Source organism: Rhodococcus sp. H36-A4 (assembly GCF_027158005.1).
In the GTDB taxonomy this organism is placed as follows: Bacteria; Actinomycetota; Actinomycetes; order Mycobacteriales; family Mycobacteriaceae; genus Rhodococcoides.
The window spans coordinates 1-17,899 of the sequence record NZ_JAPVLQ010000012.1 but is presented as its reverse complement, the minus strand read 5'-3'; the positions used below and the strand labels follow the sequence as shown (position 1 = coordinate 17,899).

Sequence of the window (17,899 nt, the reverse complement as noted above, 5' to 3'; positions counted from 1 at the left end):
ACCTTCGCCCGCGGCTGTCGCCGGACGGTGTCGATGACGCATCCGGTCGGTGAGTGGCAGTAGTCTTCTGCGGTGCCGTCGAAGACCGAGCTCCCCACAGTTCCCGCCCTACTGAAGGTCGCGGTGCACTCGCTGGGAGGCAAGGAACGCAGCAATCAGCTCACGATGGCATCGGCCGTCGCGCACTCGATCGACACAGGGGAGCACCTGGCCGTGCAGGCTGGGACCGGAACCGGTAAATCGCTGGCGTACCTTGTGCCGAGCATCAGACATGCTGTCGAGTCCGGCCGCACCGTGGTTGTCTCGACGGCAACCATCGCGTTGCAACGTCAGCTCGTGGACCGTGACCTTCCACGGCTGGCGGATGCACTGAAGGATGCAATCGGCAGGCGGCCGAAGTTCGCAATACTCAAGGGCCGCAACAACTATCTGTGCATGAACAAGATTCACACCGGAGCATCCGAGGAGAAGCCCGACGCCGAACTCTTCGACGCGTTCGCCATCTCCCGCCTCGGCCGCGAGGTCGTCCGGCTCACGCAGTGGTCCTCCGACACCGATACCGGCGACCGTGACGACGTCGTCCCCGGGGTCAGCGATCAGGCATGGCGGCAGGTCAGCGTCACCGCACGTGAATGCCTCGGCAAGTCTCGATGCCCCGTCGGCGAGGACTGCTTCGCCGAGCGCGCACGCACCGAAGCGTCACAGGTGGACGTCGTGGTCACCAACCACGCGCTGCTGGCCATCGATGCCATCACCGGAATCCAAATTCTTCCCGAGCACGACGTGGTGGTCATCGACGAAGCGCACGAACTCGTCGATCGAGTCACCGGCGTCGCCACTTCGGAACTGTCTGCCGCCACGGTCACCGCTGCTGCTCGCCGGTGCTCCAAGCTGATCGAGGAGGAGATCGTCGACGCACTCGACGGCGCGGCGGACAACTGGGCTGAGATTCTCGACAGCCTCCCGCCCGGCCGATGGTCGGCTCTCCCGGACGGGGTGGGACCTGCCCTGGCCTCTGTTCGTGACTCTGCCTGGGCCGTTCGTACCGCGATCGGTCCGCAGAAGCAGAGCATGGCGGCCTCGGACCCGGAGGCGGCCGCCGCGCGCAATGCAGCCCTCGTGGCCATCGACGAAGTCCACGACAGCGCGGTAAGGGTACTCACCGCCTTCGACGAACCGGACCCGGCCAAACGTAAGGACGTCGTCTGGCATGCAGTCGACGACTTCCGCGGGAACGTCAAACGCACCGTCCGAATAGCGCCGCTGTCGGTCGGGGGTCTACTGCGCAGCCGACTCTTCGCCGAGTCGACCGTGGTGTTGACTTCGGCGACGCTGACGGTCGGCGGTTCGTTCGACGGACTCGCCATCAATTGGGGTCTTCCGGCCCAGAATTCCGCACGCAGCGACACTGCTATGGCGTCGGGCGCGCAGCCACCGTCCGACACCGCGTCGATTTATTGGAATTCGCTCGACGTCGGGTCCCCGTTCGACCATGCGAAGGCCGGCATCCTGTATGTGGCCAAACATCTTTCGCCTCCCGGCCGTGACGGCTTGTCCGCCGAGTACTTGGACGAGATCGAGGCACTGGTCAGTGCTGCTGGTGGCCGGACACTTGGCTTGTTCTCCTCGATGCGTGCGGCGAAGACGGCCGCCGAGGCGATGCGCGAGCGACTGGACACACCGATCCTGTGCCAGGGCGACGACTCCACGGGCGCGTTGGTCACCAAGTTCGCCGAGGACGAAGCAACCTCGCTCTTCGGCACCCTGTCGCTATGGCAAGGAGTGGACGTTCCCGGTCCATCGCTCAGCCTGGTGATCCTGGATCGGATCCCGTTCCCCAGACCGGACGACCCGCTACTGGTGGCCCGGCAACAGGCAGTGGAGTCCCGTGGCGGCAACGGCTTTCTCTCGGTCGCCGCCAATCATGCCGCGCTCCTGCTCGCACAGGGCGTCGGCCGGTTGCTGCGCAGCGTCGACGACAGAGGCGTCGTCGCCATGCTCGACCCACGACTTGCGACGGCTCGCTACGGCGGCTACCTCAGGGCCTCGCTTCCCCCGTTCTGGGAGACGTCCGACCCTGAGGTAGTGCGCAAAGCTCTCATCCGGCTTTCCGGAAGGTAGCCACCTTCGCAGAACCGAGGCGGGTTACGGATTCGGCGATTTCACCAGACCCAGTTCGGCATCACCGGCCAACAATGGATGGTGCGGCAGCACCCGGACGGTGTAACCGACTGCCCCGCTGACCGGCAGAGCTGTGTCGGTCTCGAAGACCTCCCCGAGCGAGTCCGTTCCTGAATGCGTCATCGCCACCGTTCTGGTATCGGTCAGATCCTCGTCGTCGGTAACCCGGCCGAGCACAGCCTGAACGACGACGTCCGACGGCGAAAGACCTCCAAGTCGGACGTACGCCCGCAAGGTGAGCTTCGCGCCGATAACCGGGGTGTCGGGCAAACCTTCGCTGTCGACCTGGACGACCTCGACGGAATGCCACGCGTCCTCGACCCGTCGGCGATACGCTGCGACGTCCTTCGCGCCTGCGTACTCGTCGCGGTCGACTGTGCGCGCCGCGGTCGCGGCCGGAGCGTAGTAACCGAGCGTGTAGTCACGAACCATCCTCGACGCCAGCACCTTCGGCCCCAGATGCTCGAGGGTGTGGCGAACCATCTCGATCCAGCGAGTCGGCACACCGTCGGTGCGGTCGTAGAATTTGGGCAACACCGACTGCTCCAGCAACTCGTAGAGCGCCGAAGCTTCGAGGTCGTCGCGGCGGCTCTCGTCCGTCACGCCGTCGGCAGTCGGTATGGCCCAACCGTTCTCGCCGTCGTACATCTCGTCCCACCATCCGTCGCGGATGGACAGGTTGAGGCCGCCGTTCAACGCAGACTTCATGCCCGAGGTTCCGCAGGCTTCGAGTGGGCGAAGTGGGTTGTTGAGCCAGACGTCGCAGCCCCAGTAGAGGTATCGAGCCATCGACATGTCGTAGTCCGGTAGGAACACGATGCGATGGCGAACATCTGCGGCATCGGCGAACCGAACTATCTGCTGGATGAGGGCCTTGCCACCGTCGTCCGCGGGATGGGATTTTCCAGCAACCACCAATTGCACTGGACGGTCCGGATCGAGCAGAAGCCTCTTCAGCCGTTCCGGTTCGCGCAGCATCAACGTCAGACGCTTGTACGTCGGCACTCGTCTCGCGAATCCGACCGTCAATACGTTCGGATCGAAAACCCCTGAGGTCCAACCCAGTTCAGCCTCGGTCGAGCCTCGCTCCACACACGATCGATGCACACGACGGCGAACTTCGTCGACGAGTTGACCCCGAAGATCGTTTCGCGTCGACCACAGTTTTTCGGACGGGACGTTCTGCAACTGTTCCCAGCCGCGTGCTTCCTCCAGCGCATCGGCACCGACGGTGTCGTTTGCCAGCTCCATCCACTCGCGCGCGGCCCAGGTGGGTGCGTGAACACCATTGGTGACCGAGCCGATCGGTACCTCCGATACGTCGAATCCGCGCCACAGATCGTTGAACATGCCCCGGCTGACGATCCCGTGCAGCTTCGAGACACCGTTGGCACGTTGGCCCAGACGAAGGCCCATGTGCGCCATGTTGAACACCGACCGGTCGGGCTCACCGCCCAGCGCCAGAATGCGGTCCATCGGCAAACCCGGCAGCAAGGCCGAGTCGGCGGAAGCGTCGCTGCCGAAGTAGTGCCGGACCAGATCGGCCGGAAACCGGTCGATGCCGGCAGGCACCGGTGTGTGGGTGGTGAACACGGTTCCTGCTCGCACCGATGCAAGCGCGGAGTCGAAGTCCAATCCTTCGCCGGTGACGAGTTCGCGGATGCGTTCGGCACCGAGGAACCCTGCGTGCCCCTCGTTCATGTGGAACACCTCGGGGTCCGGCAAGCCGTGGGCGTGCGTGTACGCACGAATGGCACGTACCCCGCCGATTCCGGCCAGAATCTCCTGCTTGATGCGGTGATCCTGGTCTCCGCCGTACAGGCGATCGGTCACGCCTCGAAGTTCCGGATCGTTGTCCGAAATATCCGAGTCCAACAACAGCAAGGGGACGCGTCCGACCTGCGCGATCCATACCCGAGCTCGCAGAACCCGCTCTCCCGGCATCGACACGTGAATGAGGACCGGTGCATCGGAGGAGTCGGTGAGCAGACGCAGCGGCAGCCCTTGTGGATCGAGCGATGGGTAGCGCTCGGACTGCCATCCGTCGGCGGTCAGTGACTGCCGAAAGTATCCGGATCGGTAGAGAAGGCCCACTCCGATCAACGGCAGACCCAAGTCGGACGCAGCTTTGAGATGGTCGCCCGCAAGGATGCCGAGTCCGCCCGAGTAGTTGGGCAGGACCTCGCTGACACCGAACTCCATCGAGAAGTAACCGATGCCGGTGGGCAGCGAAGAATCGGTGCGTTGCTTCTTCTGGAACCAGAGTGGACGAGTCAGGTAGTCCGACAGATCGCCGGACACTACCGCAAGGCGGTCGACGAAAGTCGGATCGTCTGCAAGTTCTTCCAGGCGCTTCGGCGCGACCGCTCCGAGCAGAGCGATGGGATCGCGGTCGAGTTCGACCCAGAGCGCTGGGTCGATCTCCTCGACGAGTTGTTGGGTAGGTGGGTGCCACGACCAGCGGAGGTTTGTCGAAAGCTCCGCTAGGGCATTCAGACGCTCGGGCAAGTGGGCTCGGACAGTGAACCGACGCAAGGCTTTCACGAAACGAACACTACCCACGTTGTCCGTCCATGGCCGGACTCGCCGGTGCTACCGGCGGGGAACGACCGACGGACGACCGAAAATCGCCGATGGAGGCCGCTGACACAGGCACAGCGTCGCCGTCTGCACTACGGTTGTTCACGAGAGCACGCCGACCATCAGTTAGTCGGCCGTCGCACGCGATGCGACCGGCCGAACGGAGCGAAGAACGGAGTGTGAAGTGACAGGTCGACTCGGTATCGACAATGTCCTTCCAGACACGAGCACCGGAAAATACCCCGTGAAAGCGGTGGTAGGCGAAGCATTTCCGGTTTCGGCGGATGTGTGGCGAGAAGGTCACGACGCGGTGGCCGCAACACTCGCCGTTCGTGGCCCCGGAATTCGGACCCCACTGCGCATCACCATGACCCCGGGCAGCGAACCCGATTCGTTCGACGCAGTCTTCACTCCGAGCACCCCCGGTTACTGGATCTGCCGAATCGAGGCGTGGAGCGATCCCGTCGCGACGTGGAAGCATGCACTCGAAGCCAAACTGGGTGTGGGTCAGAGCGCCACCGAGCTGGCCAACGACTTGGAAATCGGTGCACGGGTATTCGAGCGTGCCGCCAAAGGTGTGCCCAGCGAGGAACGAGCGCTTCTCGTCGACGTCGTCAGTGCGCTGCGAGACACCGACCGTCAGCTTCCGGCTCGCGTCGCCTCGGCATTCACACCGGCAGTGGCAGATCTTCTACACCAGTACCCGCTGCGCGAACTGGTGACGCGCTCCCCCGCCATCAACGTATGGGTGGACCGCAACCGCGCGCTCAACGGTGCCTGGTACGAGTTCTTTCCCCGGTCGACAGGTGGATGGAACGAAGACGGAACACCGCGTCACGGCACGTTCGCCACATCTATCGAACAACTCCCCCGCATTGCCGGCATGGGGTTCGATGTCGTCTACCTTCCGCCGATCCATCCGATCGGCGAGATCAACAGGAAAGGACCGAACAACACGCTGACCCCGGCGCCGCACGACGTCGGTTCCCCCTGGGCGATCGGATCCAAAGACGGCGGGCACGACGCGATCCATCCCGAGCTCGGTACCGCAGACGACTTTCGGGCGTTCGTGGAGGCAGCCGAGGCACTCGACCTCGAGGTCGCTATCGATTTGGCGCTCCAGGCAGCCCCGGACCACCCGTGGGCGGCTACCCATCCAGAGTGGTTCACCGTCCTTCCCGACGGCACGATCGCCTACGCCGAGAATCCCCCGAAGAAGTACCAGGACATCTATCCGATCAACTTCGACAACGATCGCCGCGGCATCTACAACGAGGTTCTGCGCGTCACTCGACATTGGATTGCGCTGGGAGTCAAAATCTTCCGAGTGGACAATCCACATACCAAGCCACCGGATTTCTGGGAATGGCTCATCGCCGAGATCAAGAAGTCTCATCCGGAGGTGCTGTTCCTCGCCGAGGCTTTCACCAGGCCTGCGCGAATGTACGGGTTGGCCAAGCGCGGCTTCACTCAGTCCTACACGTACTTCACGTGGCGGGTTGCCAAGTGGGAGCTCACCGAGTTCGCCGAGGAGCATGCCCGACGCGCAGACGATGCGAGGCCGAATCTGTTCGTCAACACCCCGGACATCCTTCACGAAAGCCTCCAGACCGGCGGACCCGGAATGTTCGCGCTTCGTGCTGCACTGGCGGCAACCCTGTCGCCCACGTGGGGTGTGTACTCGGGCTACGAACTGTACGAGCACCAAGCCGTGCGTCCGGGCAGCGAGGAGTATCTCGACTCGGAGAAGTACCAACTCCGTCCCCGAGATTTCGAGGGCGCACTGGCCCGAGGAGAATCTTTGGAGCCGTGGTTGGCGACGCTTAATTCGATCAGACGGGCGCACCCGGCTCTACAACAGTTGCGCAACATACATTTTCATCATGTCGACAACGACGCGCTGATCGCCTATTCGAAGTTCGACCCGGTCACCGGCGACTCGGTACTCGTGGTGATCAACCTCGATCCGTTCGGACCGGAAGAAGGCACCATCTGGTTGGACATGCCTGAACTCGGACACGACTGGCATGACAGCCTCACCGTCACCGACGAAGTCAGTGGCCAGCAATTCAATTGGGGACAGACCAATTTCGTCAGATTGGAACCGTGGAAGTCAGTGGCGCACATCTTGGCGCTACCGCCGATTCCGTATCCGGCACGGCTCGAACTGGCATACCGCGGCAACCGGAAGTGAGTGGGAAAATCGTGACCGATAAGCCGACGACAACCGACATTGCCTCACCGAGCAGCAATGATCTCGAACTGCTCGCCCAAGGCAGACACTACGATCCGCACTCGGTGCTCGGCGCGCACCCAGTGCCCGGCGGAACGGCCATCCGTGCGCTCAAGCCGAACGCAGAGTCGGTTATCGCGCGCATCGGCGGCGTCGACCATCAGTTGACCCATGTTGCGCATGGCGTGTTCAGCGTCGTCGTACCGTTCACCGATTTGATGGACTACCGACTCGTCGTCACCTGGCCCGGCGGATACACCGCGGAGTCCGCCGACGGATACCGATTCCTCCCCACGCTGGGAGAACTGGACCTGCACCTGTTCGGCGAGGGCAGGCACGAGCGACTGTGGGACATCCTCGGTGCCCACGAGCAGAATTACACCACCCCGGACGGCGACGTCAGCGGCACCTCGTTCGCCGTATGGGCGCCGGCCGCCGCGGGCGTGACCGTAGTCGGAAGCTTCGACGGGTGGTCGGGCCAGAGTTGGCCCATGCGTGCGCTCGGATCGACCGGTGTCTGGGAGCTGTTCGTTCCTGATGTCGGACCTGGAACCATCTACAAGTATCGCGTCCACGGTTCCGACGGTGTCGTGCGTGACAAGGCCGACCCGATGGCTTTCGCCACCGAGATTCCACCTGCCACCGGATCGGTCGTCGCCGGTTCCACGTTCGAATGGTCCGACGACGATTGGCTCGCAGCACGGGCGGAGATCGAGCCGACTCGGGCACCTATGAGCGTCTACGAAGTGCACTTGGCCTCCTGGCGTCCTGGCTTGGACTATCGCCAATTGGCTGTGCAGCTGGCCGAGTACATGCTCGAAACCGGGTTCACTCACGTCGAATTGTTGCCGGTCGCCGAGCATCCGTTCGGTGGGTCTTGGGGCTATCAGGTGACGTCCTACTACGCCCCGACTTCACGGTTCGGCAGCCCCGACGATTTCCGCTTCTTCGTCGATCACCTGCACGAGTCAGGCATCGGCGTCCTCGTCGACTGGGTGCCGGCTCACTTCCCGAAGGACGAGTGGGCATTGGCCCGTTTCGACGGTGGCCCGCTCTATGAGCACGGGGATCCTCAACGCGGGGAGCAACTCGACTGGGGCACGCTGGTCTTCGACTTCGGTCGGCGCGAGGTGCGGAACTTCCTCGTCGCCAACGCGCTGTACTGGCTCGACGAGTTTCACATCGACGGACTGCGCGTCGACGCTGTCGCATCCATGATCTACCTCGACTACTCCCGTCCCGAGGGTGGGTGGACGCCGAACATCTACGGCGGCCGCGAGAACCTCGAAGCGGTGTCATTTTTGCAGGAAATGAACGCGACAGTGCACAAGAAGCACCGGGGCGTCGTCACTGTCGCCGAAGAGTCCACTGCGTGGCCCGGTGTCACCCGTCCGACCAGTGTCGGTGGCCTCGGGTTCAACATGAAGTGGAACATGGGCTGGATGCACGACACGCTGGACTTCCTCGGGCGCGATCCGATTCATCGCAGCTTTCACCATCACGAGATCACGTTCTCGTTGGTGTACGCGTGGAGTGAGAATTACCTCTTGCCGATCAGTCACGACGAAGTCGTCCACGGCAAAGGCACGTTGTGGTCACGCATGCCTGGGGACAACTTCACGAAGGCTGCGGGCATGCGCGGTCTGCTCGCGTACATGTGGGCGCACCCCGGCAAGCAGTTGCTCTTCATGGGCCAGGAATTCGGTCAGACCCGTGAGTGGTCCGAGGAGCGCGGGCTCGACTGGTACCAGCTCGACGACAACAACGACGACGGTCTGCACCGCGGGGTACTGAACTTGGTCAGCGATCTGAACTCCGTCTACCGGGCGAACTCTGCTCTCTGGACTCTGGACACGTCCCCCAGCGGGTATTCGTGGATCGATGCCAACGACACCGAGAACAACGTGCTCAGCTTCTTGCGCTATGGCGCGGACGGATCTGTAGTCGCGTGTATCTTCAACTTCTCCGGAGTCGTACACGGCGACTATCGTGTCGGACTACCGGAGCCTGGTCGCTGGATCGAGATCCTCAATACGGACGCAGAGTCCTACGGGGGTTCGGGGATCGGCAATCTCGGAGAAGTAACCGCAACATCGCACTCGTGGCATGGTCGACCGTCGTCTGCAGAGGTGGCACTTCCCGCCCATGGCGCGATTTGGATAAAACTGGAGCGTTGAATGAGTGGCGGTCGTACCCGACACACACTGTGGATGACCGCCGTGATCACGATGTTGGTAGTGAGTGGATGTGGCTCCTCGGTCGACGGCCGAGCAGTGTCGATATACGACAACCCATTCACCGTGGCTGGTCTGCCGGTCACGGATGGGCCGAGCGGGCCACGTCCGGGAGCTCCGAATTCGACGCTCGAGGTTCTCAATGCCGAGGGCACGGATTCGGACATTCTTGCCACTGACGCCATCGACGACATCCAGCGGTACTGGTCGCAGATCTATCCGGAACTGTTCAAGGGCACCTTCACCCCTGTGTCGGCACTCATTTCCTGGGACGCAGGCGAGGACGAGGACGAGGGCATCAGGTTCTGCGGGGACCGGACCGGCGGGATTCCCAACGCTGCGTACTGCTCTCGCGACGACACCATCGGGTGGGATCGAACGATTTTGTTGCCCGCATTGATCGACGCTTTCGGTCCGATGTCGGTCGTCATGGTCATCGCACACGAATACGGTCATGCCGTGCAGTATCAGTCGGGTCTGATCGGCGAGGACACCCCGACGATCGTCGCCGAGCAGCAGGCAGATTGCTTCGCTGGTGCCTTTATTCGGCATGTCGCCGAAGGGGATTCGGCACATTTCACCATTAACACCTCCGACGGCCTCAACGGCGTACTCGCCGCAACCGTCGCTGTCCGCGACGTGGATCCCAACGATCCAGATTCGGTCCACGGCACCGCCTTCGAACGTGTCACCGCAGTTCAGATCGGCTTCACCGACGGGGCGGCGGCCTGTACCGAGATCGACGAAGCCGAAATCGAATCGCGCCGAGCGGATCTCCCTCAGCAGTTCAGCAACACCGCCGACGACGGCGAGCTTCCGGTTACCGTGGAGACGCTGGAGGCATTCGTCAGGTCGTTCGAAAGCCTGCTGACACTGCAGAACCCACCCACTGTCACCTACGACGGGTCGGACACCGATTGCCCGGACGGCACTTCGACCGAGCCGGTGTCGTACTGCGCCTCGACCAACACCATCGGCGTGGACGTCGACGCCCTCGCCGAGCTCGGCACCGCCGAGCGTCCACGGCGCGGAGACGTCATTCCCCTCAACGTATCCGGCGACTACAGCGCATATGTGCTGTTCGCTTCGCGATACACACTTGCCGTCCAGAACGAGGCAGGCCAACCGCTCGACAACCCGCAGACTGCGTTGCGATCGGCCTGCTTGGCCGGCGTCATCACCGCAGGCCTCAGTGCCGAGAACAGAACCAGCACTTCGGAGTTGGAAGTGTGGCTCTCCCCTGGCGACCTCGATGAGGCCGTCTCCGGCCTGCTGAGCGACGGATTGACCGCCAGCGACATCGATGGAGTGACGCTTCCCAGCGGCTTCTCTCGCGTCGATGCATTCCGGTCGGGAGTGCTGGGCGGACGCGAGCAGTGCAACACCCGCTACCGCTGACCAGCACGGTGCCCAACATCAGTACAGGGCAGAAGCCAGCTTTCGACGTGCAGCCACCACGATCGGATCCGCAGCATCGAACAGCTCGAAAAGTTCGAGTAGGCGCGTCCGCAGTTGCGTGCGCTCGTCACCTGCCGTCTTCTTGATGCCGGCAATGAGTCGGGCGAACGCAGCTTCTGGTTTCTGCTGAGACAGCTCGACGTCAGCAGCTTCGATCTGAGCCGTCACATCGGACGGCGTAGCGTCTGCGCGTTCCACGGCGTCGACATCGACGTGTTGGACTCGTGCGAGAAAGCGCACCTGACGAAGCGCAGCAAGCGCCTCCGTGTTCGACGGCTCGGCGTCGATGATCGCCTGATACGCAGCTTCAGCAGCAACGAAGTCACCCTCGTCGATTGCCTCCTCGGCCGCGACGAATCGAGGATCCTCCGGCTCGGGTTCATCCTCACCGGCGTCGTCGCCCGCGTTGAGCGGGCCGGTGAGCTTGCCCGCCGTCGCCTGCTCGACAGCCTCGAGCCATTTCCGCAGCTGCTCATCGGGCTGCGAGCCTTCGAAATCAGCGAGCGGCTGTCCAGCTGCTACCGCGATGACCGTAGGAATGGCCTTGACGCCGAAGGCTTGCGCGATCTGAGGGTTGCTGTCGACATCCACCCGCGCATGCACCCAGGCCCCGCCCGCCTCGAGCGCCAGCTGGCCCAGTTGCCGAGTCAGCGCAGCAGACTGCGGAGATCGAGCCGACCCGAGATCTACGATCACCGGGACCTGCGAAGACCGCTGCAGGACCTCCGCCTCGAAGTTGGCAGTCGTCACATCGACGATAGGAGCCAGACCTGCTGAAGAGTCGTCGTTTCCAGCAGCAGGCGGCGGCGCCGGACGATCCTTCAGAGCAGAGAGGTCGACGGCACCTGCGATGGATGCCGGGACGGCAGTTGGCGGACGGGCTGAAGAGCGAGAACCGGGACGAGTCACGCCCTACAGTTTGTCACTAACGGTGAAGACTCACTACTGCTGGTACTCGTGGGAACTACGAGGGCGTGCCTGCGCCCTTTGCCAGGGCAGGTTCGGACGTGCTCAGCTCGGCGAGACGGCCTGTTCGCGTGGCCCAAATCTCGAACACGACGGTCCCGAACGGCGGAATGCTGGCAAGAAGCGCGAGCACGCTGGTCTTGATATCCCAGCGAAGTTTGACTGCTGTCAGGATCGAGATCAGGACGTAGATCACGAACACCGCGCCGTGGATCGGACCGAAGATTTTGACACCGATCTCATTGCCGTCCGCGGGCAGCCACTTGAAGGCCATTCCAACCAACAGACCCAGCCACGTAAACGCCTCGAGGACTGCGAAAAAACGGAATCTCTTGGCCGTGGTGCTCAGATCGAAGAAGGTCAGCATGCGCCCCATTGTGCCCGATCGACTACGACAGAGCGTAGTGGGTCTGGTCTCACTTCGACGCCCCAGCAGAAGCGGCGAACGCGAAGTGAGACCAGACCGAACGTCAGGACTTCGGTACCCGAACGATCAGCGCATCGCCCTGTCCGCCGCCACCGCACAATGCTGCCGCGCCGATTCCTCCGCCGCGGCGTCCGAGCTCGAGTGCGAGATGCAGCGCAATGCGTGCACCGGACATTCCCAGGGGGTGCCCGATAGCAATTGCTCCACCATTGACGTTGACCTTGGCATCGTCGATGCCGAGTTCACGGGTGGAGGCGATACCGACCGCAGCGAAAGCCTCGTTGATCTCGATCAGATCGAGATCCTTCGGGTCGATCCCTTCTTTGGCGCACGCCTTGGCGATCGCCCGAGCGGGCTGGCTCTGCAGCGAAGAATCCGGACCTGCGACGACGCCGTGCGCGCCGATCTCGGCAATCCACCTCAGCCCAAGACTCTCGGCCTTGTCACGGCTCATGACGATCACGGCCGCGGCACCGTCGTTGATGGTCGAGGCATTGCCCGCGGTGATCGTGCCGGTCTTACTGAACGCCGGGCGAAGCTTGGCGAGAGTATCGGTAGTCGTATCGGCGCGGATGCCTTCGTCCTGGGACACCACGATCGGGTCACCTTTGCGCTGCGGGATGCTGACCGGAACGACCTCGTCGTCGAAGATCCCGTTCTTCCAAGCCGCTGCCGCGCGTTGATGAGATGCGGCCGCGAACGCGTCCTGTTCCTCACGCGTGCTGGAAGTGGGGCCTTCGTTGCGTGATTCGGTAAGTCCACCCATCGCCTGATCGGTGAAGATGTCGTACAGGCCGTCGTAGGCCAGATGATCACGCATGGTCACGTCGCCGTACTTGTAGCCCCCGCGAGACTTTTCGAGCATATGCGGCGCCTGGGTCATCGACTCCTGACCGCCGGCAACGACGACCTCGAACTCGCCCGCCCGGATCAGCTGATCAGCGAGGGCGATCGCGTCGACCCCGGAAAGGCACACCTTGTTGATGGTCAGCGCGGGAACATCCATTGGAATACCGGCGGCAGCAGCGGCCTGACGAGCTGGGATCTGACCTGCACCTGCGGTGAGAACCTGGCCCATGATGACGTACTCGACGAGGTCCGGGGCGACACCGGCCTTCTCGAGCGCACCCTTTATCGCGATACCGCCGAGGTCCGAACCGGACAGATCCCTCAACGCCCCGGACAGCTTGCCTACCGGTGTGCGAGCCCCGGCGATGATGACAGAAGTAGTCACAATGTTCCTCCAACCAATTGCACGAAAAGTGAGTCGTCGATCTCTACAACAGCCCCAGTGAGCGATTCGATCCAGCTGACGCTAACGTCGACTGCATGACCTCCACCACGCAGTCTCCCACGAGTACCCCACTCCGATCCGACCTGGTGACGGCTATCGACCACGTCGGCATCGCTGTGCCGGACCTCGATGTCGCCATCGCCTGGTACACCGAACATCTCGGAATGGTGGCAACACACGAAGAAGTCAACGAGGAGCAGGGCGTCCGCGAGGCCATGCTGTCCTTTCCCGGCGCCACTTCGGCGTCGGCCGCACTTCAGTTGCTCGCACCGCTGAACGAAGAGTCGACCATCGCCAAGTTCATCGGCCGTAGCGGACCCGGCTTGCAACAACTGGCCTACCGGGTCAGCAGCATCGAGGAGATCTCCGACGAACTACGCAGCCGTGGGGTTCGACTGCTCTACGACGCACCTCGTCGCGGCACCGCAGATTCGCGTATCAATTTCATTCACCCGAAAGATGCAGGTGGCGTACTCATCGAATTGGTGGAACCATCCGAGATATCAGTTCATTGACCCACCGTATGGCCCTGAAAACCTGGCAAAGGTAAGTTGACCGCCATGGCAAACGAGCAAGATCGCACCGGGGTGCAACTTCCTTTCTCTCTCGTCCGAAAAGGATTCGATCGCGACGAAGTCACCAACTACTTCGAACGGTTCGACGCTGAGCTTCGGCTGACTACCGCCGATCGCGATGCCGCTGCAGCCCAAGCCCGCGACCTGGCCAAACAACTGGACGACGCTCGGGACGAGATCGACGAACTGCGCAAGGACATCGACCGACTGTCGGTGCCTCCTACGACGGCAGAGGGGATGAGTGACCGGATCTCGCGGATGCTCAGACTGGCATCCGACGAGGCCTCCGAAGTTCGGGCCAAAGCGCACGCCGAGTCCGAAGAGATGGTCTCGGTCGCCGAGCAAGAGAGCGCGCGTCTACGCGGTCGTCACGAAACACTCGTCGCCGAGTTGGAGGAGCGTCGTTCCGCGCTCGAGACCGAGCACGAGCAGACGATGGCTCAGGCGCGCACCGAGGCGGCTCGCGTGGTGGAGGCAGCGCAGTCCGAGCGCGATCAGCTCGCCGCCGAATCCGAGGCCAAGCGCGCCAAGGTTCAAGAGGACTTCGAGATCACCATGGCCGATCGCCGCACCAAGATCCTCGCGGCTCTCGAAGACCTCGAAGCATCGAGCAAAGCCGACGCTGCACACCGCATCGAAGAGGCCACGAAGGAATCGACTCGCCGACTTCAGGCCGCGACCGAACAGGCCGAACGACGGATCGCGCACTCGAAGGAACTGGCCGAGGAACTCCGAGTGCTGCGCAGCCGAGTGCTCGCCCAGCTACTCGGTATTCGTGGCCAACTCGACTCCGTGCCCGCAATGCTCGCGTCGGTCAACCGGGAGAGCGAATTGCTCGACGCAGCCGAGCCCGCCGCTTCCCCGAAGGCCAAGGACGATGTGGTCGATCTAGGCAAGGAAAAGGCTTCCACGTCATCTTGATTCACCGGGCGCTGGCTACGACCAGCGCCTGGTCAGGCCTCTCGTTCCCCGTCCAGACCAACACCCTGTGTGCCAATGCCGTCGGTCCTCCGGGCCGCCCAGATCGTCCGACGGCCACGCCACCACGTGCGCGACTCCCGGCCTCACCTCATGATCGCAGCCTGGACAACGATACGTCTTCGTAGCTCTGTTCCCGGGCACCGTCCGAAAAGTGAATTCTTCATCGGACCATCCGGCCGGTCCGCCCTCTACCCGGGCGCCGCCGAGGAGCGAATCCGGAGATCCTGCTGCTTTCTTGCGGACCGCTTTGCGGTCGTGGTTCCGTCGAGGCACAGTACGAGTGTAAGAGAAACGCCCGAGCAACTGCGACGGCATACGAATCAGAACAGGCGGAACTCGGTGCTTTCGGTACCGCGCAGCACGTCGTAGTCGAGCGTCACGCATCGGATTCCACGGTCGACTGCCAGCGTTTTGGCTTGCGGCTTGATCACCTGCGCCGCGAACACTCCACTCACCGGTGACAGCACCGGATCCCGATTCAACAGCTCCAGATAGCGTGTCAACTGCTCGACCCCATCGATCTCACCACGACGCTTGATCTCCACAGCTACGGTTCCACCGTCAGCATTCCGGCAAAGAAGATCAACTGGACCGATAGCCGTCATGTATTCGCGGCGCACAAGCGTGTAGCCGGTACCGAGTGTCTCGACATGCTCGGCGAGCAACTCCTGAAGGTGAGACTCGACCCCGTCTTTCACCAAGCCCGGATCGATACCCAGTTCATGACTCGAGTCGAGCTCGACCTCGTCGATCGTGATTCGAAGTTCCTCGCCGGCCTTGTTCGTCACGACCCACTTGATCGTCTCGCCCTCGGTCGTCTCGGTCATCCAACACGGCGGGCTCATCCAGTTCAACGGTTTGTACGCGCGATCGTCCGCATGCACACTCACCGAGCCATCGGACTTCACCAGAAGAAGCCGACGAGCGGGGGGAAGATGGGCAGTGAGGCGGCCGACATAGTCCACTTGGCAACGAGCAATTACGAGACGCACTCGACCACCCTAAGCCAGCACGCCCGCTACTCTATGACCACCATGCCGCAACCGAGACGATCCGTCGCGCCTCTCGGATCCCGCCTACTCGGCGACATATCCGAATCACCCCGTCGCCGTCGTATACGTGTTCAACTGCTCCTCACTACGTTCCTGCTCGGAGCCAATCTGATCGGCGCCGTCATCGTCGTCACATTGGTCAGTGTCGTCGTACCAGGGCCGGATGTTCTCGTCGTCGAGAAATATTGGTGGGTCAACTTCATAGTCGTTCCGGTGTACGTCTTCCTGGCATTCGTCGTCGGAGTGCTCTGGGGAACGACGAGAGCACTTCGAGATCTCCGTTGGGCCGTCGAGGACCGTCCGCCGACACGCCGAGAACAGGTCAACACGTTGTCGATGCCGTGGCAGCTGACCCGACTGCAGATACTCCTGTGGACCGTCGGGCTGGTTCTGATCACCACCATCGACGGCATCATCGATCCTCAGTCGATTCCCAAGGTGGCATTCACTATCGGCGCAGGCGGAACCGTTGTCTGCGCTTTCAGCTACCTGTTGAGCGAATTCGCATTGCGCCCCGCCGCCGCCCGCGCACTCGAAGCAGGCGATCCACGCCGGATCCGGATCGCCGGAGTGATGGGCCGATCGATCCTGTCCTGGATCCTCGGAACCGGTGTGCCAGTAGCGGGGCTGATGATCATCGCTATCTTCAGTTTCATCCGCCCGTACTACACCGAATCGGGTCAGATGGCCGTCGCAATTCTGGCACTGGGTGGAATCACCCTGATCTTCGGATTCTTCCTGACCCTTCTCGGAGGATTCGCCACGACCGCACCCATCAGCAATGTCAGATCCGGGATGGCAGAAGTCGAACGCGGCAACCTCGACGTCCATCTGGCTGTATACGACGGAACCGAGTTAGGCGAGCTACAAAGCGGGTTCAACAGAATGGCAGACGGAGTCCGCGAGCGTGAGAAAATTCGCGACCTCTTCGGACGCCACGTCGGACAGGAAGTCGCCGAGGCTGCTCTCAGCAAAACCTCGGAGCTCGGAGGTGAAGAGCGCGACATCGCGGTGTTCTTCATAGACCTGGTCGGCTCGACGGAGCTTGCCGCATCCAGTCCCCCAAAAGAGGTCGTCGACCTTCTCAATCGCTTCTTCGCGGTCGTCGTCGACGAGGTCGACGAACACGGTGGCTTCATCAACAAATTCGAGGGCGACGCCGCCCTCGCAATCTTCGGTGCACCCGGCGAACTGCCCGACCACTGCGGTTCTGCGCTAGCGGCGGCCCGAAAAATCAGTACCCGATTACTCGACGAAGTCCCCGAATGCAGTGCAGCAGTTGGCGTTGCATCCGGCCGCGCCGTCGCCGGCAACGTCGGAGCCAAATCACGCTTCGAATACACAGTGATCGGTGACCCGGTCAACGAAGCTGCCAGATTGTCCGAACTCGCCAAAAACGCTCCTAGTGCGATCCTTGCATCGCAGGCAACAGTCGACAACGCCACTGAGGCAGAAGCGTCGCTCTGGGAGCTCGGCGACAGCGTGACACTGCGTGGCCGGTCCGTTCACACCGTCCTCGCCAGCCCGAAGCAAGCGGCCGAGTCGGGTCAAGGCTCGTAGGCAGCTGTGAGTGTGAGTGTTGCTCCGCCGCTCCACTTATCGCTTGAATGGTCCATTCATACGATCAAATAGCGCGGAAGCGCCATCGAAGCGACAGTGTGGATCCGGACGAGCGGTCCGATGACGTCCCCACTGATCGTTTGAATGGTCCATTCATACGATCAAATAGCGTGGAAGCGCCATCGAAGCGACAGTGGCGACGACGCCATCGAAGCGACGATCAAGCACCCATGTGAATGCACCGACGCTTTCGCTGCAGCGGGCGGCAGCAAAAGAAAAAAAAGGGGGGATGAACACAGAAAAGCCCCCAACCTGACGGTTGGGGGCTTCACTGCAAAATATGTTCGGCGGTGTCCTA

Annotated in this window: 14 protein-coding genes; 7 read left to right on the top strand and 7 right to left on the bottom strand. The window is 62.4% G+C overall.

Annotated features, from left to right (window positions below):
• The first annotated feature begins 72 nt into the window (after positions 1-72).
• Positions 73-2,121, top strand: a complete 2,049-nt coding sequence (locus tag O1W68_RS20790) for an ATP-dependent DNA helicase (RefSeq protein WP_269306815.1) — start codon at positions 73-75, stop codon at positions 2,119-2,121.
• 24 nt (positions 2,122-2,145) lie between these two features.
• Here O1W68_RS20790 and glgP read toward each other — a convergent pair whose 3' ends face one another.
• Positions 2,146-4,725, bottom strand: a complete 2,580-nt coding sequence (glgP, locus tag O1W68_RS20785; RefSeq protein ID WP_269306813.1) for an alpha-glucan family phosphorylase — start codon at positions 4,723-4,725, stop codon at positions 2,146-2,148.
• A 220-nt stretch (positions 4,726-4,945) separates the two neighbouring features.
• Here glgP and O1W68_RS20780 point away from each other — a divergent pair, with 220 nt between their 5' ends.
• Genes O1W68_RS20780 through O1W68_RS20770 form a run of 3 tightly spaced genes read left to right on the top strand, consistent with a single transcriptional unit; the run spans position 4,946 to position 10,626 of the window.
• Positions 4,946-6,955, top strand: a complete 2,010-nt coding sequence (locus O1W68_RS20780; protein WP_269306812.1) for a maltotransferase domain-containing protein — start codon at positions 4,946-4,948, stop codon at positions 6,953-6,955.
• An 11-nt stretch (positions 6,956-6,966) separates the two neighbouring features.
• Positions 6,967-9,171 carry a 1,4-alpha-glucan branching protein GlgB gene (glgB, locus tag O1W68_RS20775; protein WP_269306810.1) on the top strand — a complete coding sequence of 735 codons (2,205 nt, stop codon included), beginning with the start codon at positions 6,967-6,969 and terminating at the stop codon, positions 9,169-9,171.
• Entirely contained in the window at positions 9,172-10,626 is a 1,455-nt protein-coding gene (locus tag O1W68_RS20770) for a metallopeptidase (protein ID WP_269306809.1), read from the top strand.
• 18 nt (positions 10,627-10,644) lie between these two features.
• Here O1W68_RS20770 and O1W68_RS20765 read toward each other — a convergent pair whose 3' ends face one another.
• From O1W68_RS20765 to O1W68_RS20755, 3 genes are all read right to left on the bottom strand, one after another.
• Positions 10,645-11,538 (bottom strand): tetratricopeptide repeat protein, encoded by an 894-nt coding sequence (locus O1W68_RS20765; protein WP_269306847.1) that lies wholly within the window; start codon positions 11,536-11,538, stop codon positions 10,645-10,647.
• 112 nt (positions 11,539-11,650) lie between these two features.
• Positions 11,651-12,019: a DUF3817 domain-containing protein gene (locus O1W68_RS20760; protein ID WP_269306807.1), complete on the bottom strand. Its 369-nt coding sequence runs from the start codon at positions 12,017-12,019 to the stop codon at positions 11,651-11,653.
• A gap of 103 nt (positions 12,020-12,122) precedes the next feature.
• Positions 12,123-13,313 (bottom strand): acetyl-CoA C-acetyltransferase, encoded by a 1,191-nt coding sequence (locus O1W68_RS20755; protein ID WP_269306805.1) that lies wholly within the window; start codon positions 13,311-13,313, stop codon positions 12,123-12,125.
• 95 nt (positions 13,314-13,408) lie between these two features.
• Between O1W68_RS20755 and mce the strand changes: the two genes are divergently transcribed.
• Positions 13,409-13,888, top strand: a complete 480-nt coding sequence (gene mce, locus O1W68_RS20750; protein ID WP_269306803.1) for a methylmalonyl-CoA epimerase — start codon at positions 13,409-13,411, stop codon at positions 13,886-13,888.
• Between the two features lie 45 nt (positions 13,889-13,933).
• Positions 13,934-14,869, top strand: a complete 936-nt coding sequence (locus O1W68_RS20745) for a hypothetical protein (RefSeq protein WP_269306801.1) — start codon at positions 13,934-13,936, stop codon at positions 14,867-14,869.
• A gap of 15 nt (positions 14,870-14,884) precedes the next feature.
• Here O1W68_RS20745 and O1W68_RS20740 read toward each other — a convergent pair whose 3' ends face one another.
• Both O1W68_RS20740 and nucS read right to left on the bottom strand, forming a co-directional pair.
• Positions 14,885-15,202 (bottom strand): ATP/GTP-binding protein, encoded by a 318-nt coding sequence (locus tag O1W68_RS20740; RefSeq protein ID WP_084345097.1) that lies wholly within the window; start codon positions 15,200-15,202, stop codon positions 14,885-14,887.
• A 47-nt stretch (positions 15,203-15,249) separates the two neighbouring features.
• Positions 15,250-15,921 (bottom strand): endonuclease NucS, encoded by a 672-nt coding sequence (nucS, locus tag O1W68_RS20735; RefSeq protein WP_269306798.1) that lies wholly within the window; start codon positions 15,919-15,921, stop codon positions 15,250-15,252.
• Positions 15,922-15,963: 42 nt separating this feature from the next.
• On the opposite strand from nucS, the gene O1W68_RS20730 reads away from it, so the two are divergent.
• Entirely contained in the window at positions 15,964-17,541 is a 1,578-nt protein-coding gene (locus O1W68_RS20730; RefSeq protein WP_269306796.1) for an adenylate/guanylate cyclase domain-containing protein, read from the top strand.
• A 153-nt stretch (positions 17,542-17,694) separates the two neighbouring features.
• On the opposite strand, the gene O1W68_RS20725 is transcribed toward O1W68_RS20730, so the two are convergent.
• On the bottom strand, positions 17,695-17,899 hold a 205-nt coding region (locus O1W68_RS20725; protein WP_269306795.1), incomplete at its 5' end, for a hypothetical protein.

What these genes read in the sequence shown, in the direction of transcription:
- O1W68_RS20770 (WP_269306809.1), top strand. Translation starts at nt 9,172, where the DNA reads ATGAGTGGCGGTCGTACCCGACACACACTGTGGATGACCGCCGTGATC.
- O1W68_RS20760 (WP_269306807.1), bottom strand. Translation starts at nt 12,019, where the DNA reads ATGCTGACCTTCTTCGATCTGAGCACCACGGCCAAGAGATTCCGTTTT.
- mce (WP_269306803.1), top strand. Translation starts at nt 13,409, where the DNA reads ATGACCTCCACCACGCAGTCTCCCACGAGTACCCCACTCCGATCCGAC.
- O1W68_RS20745 (WP_269306801.1), top strand. Translation starts at nt 13,934, where the DNA reads ATGGCAAACGAGCAAGATCGCACCGGGGTGCAACTTCCTTTCTCTCTC.
- O1W68_RS20730 (WP_269306796.1), top strand. Translation starts at nt 15,964, where the DNA reads ATGCCGCAACCGAGACGATCCGTCGCGCCTCTCGGATCCCGCCTACTC.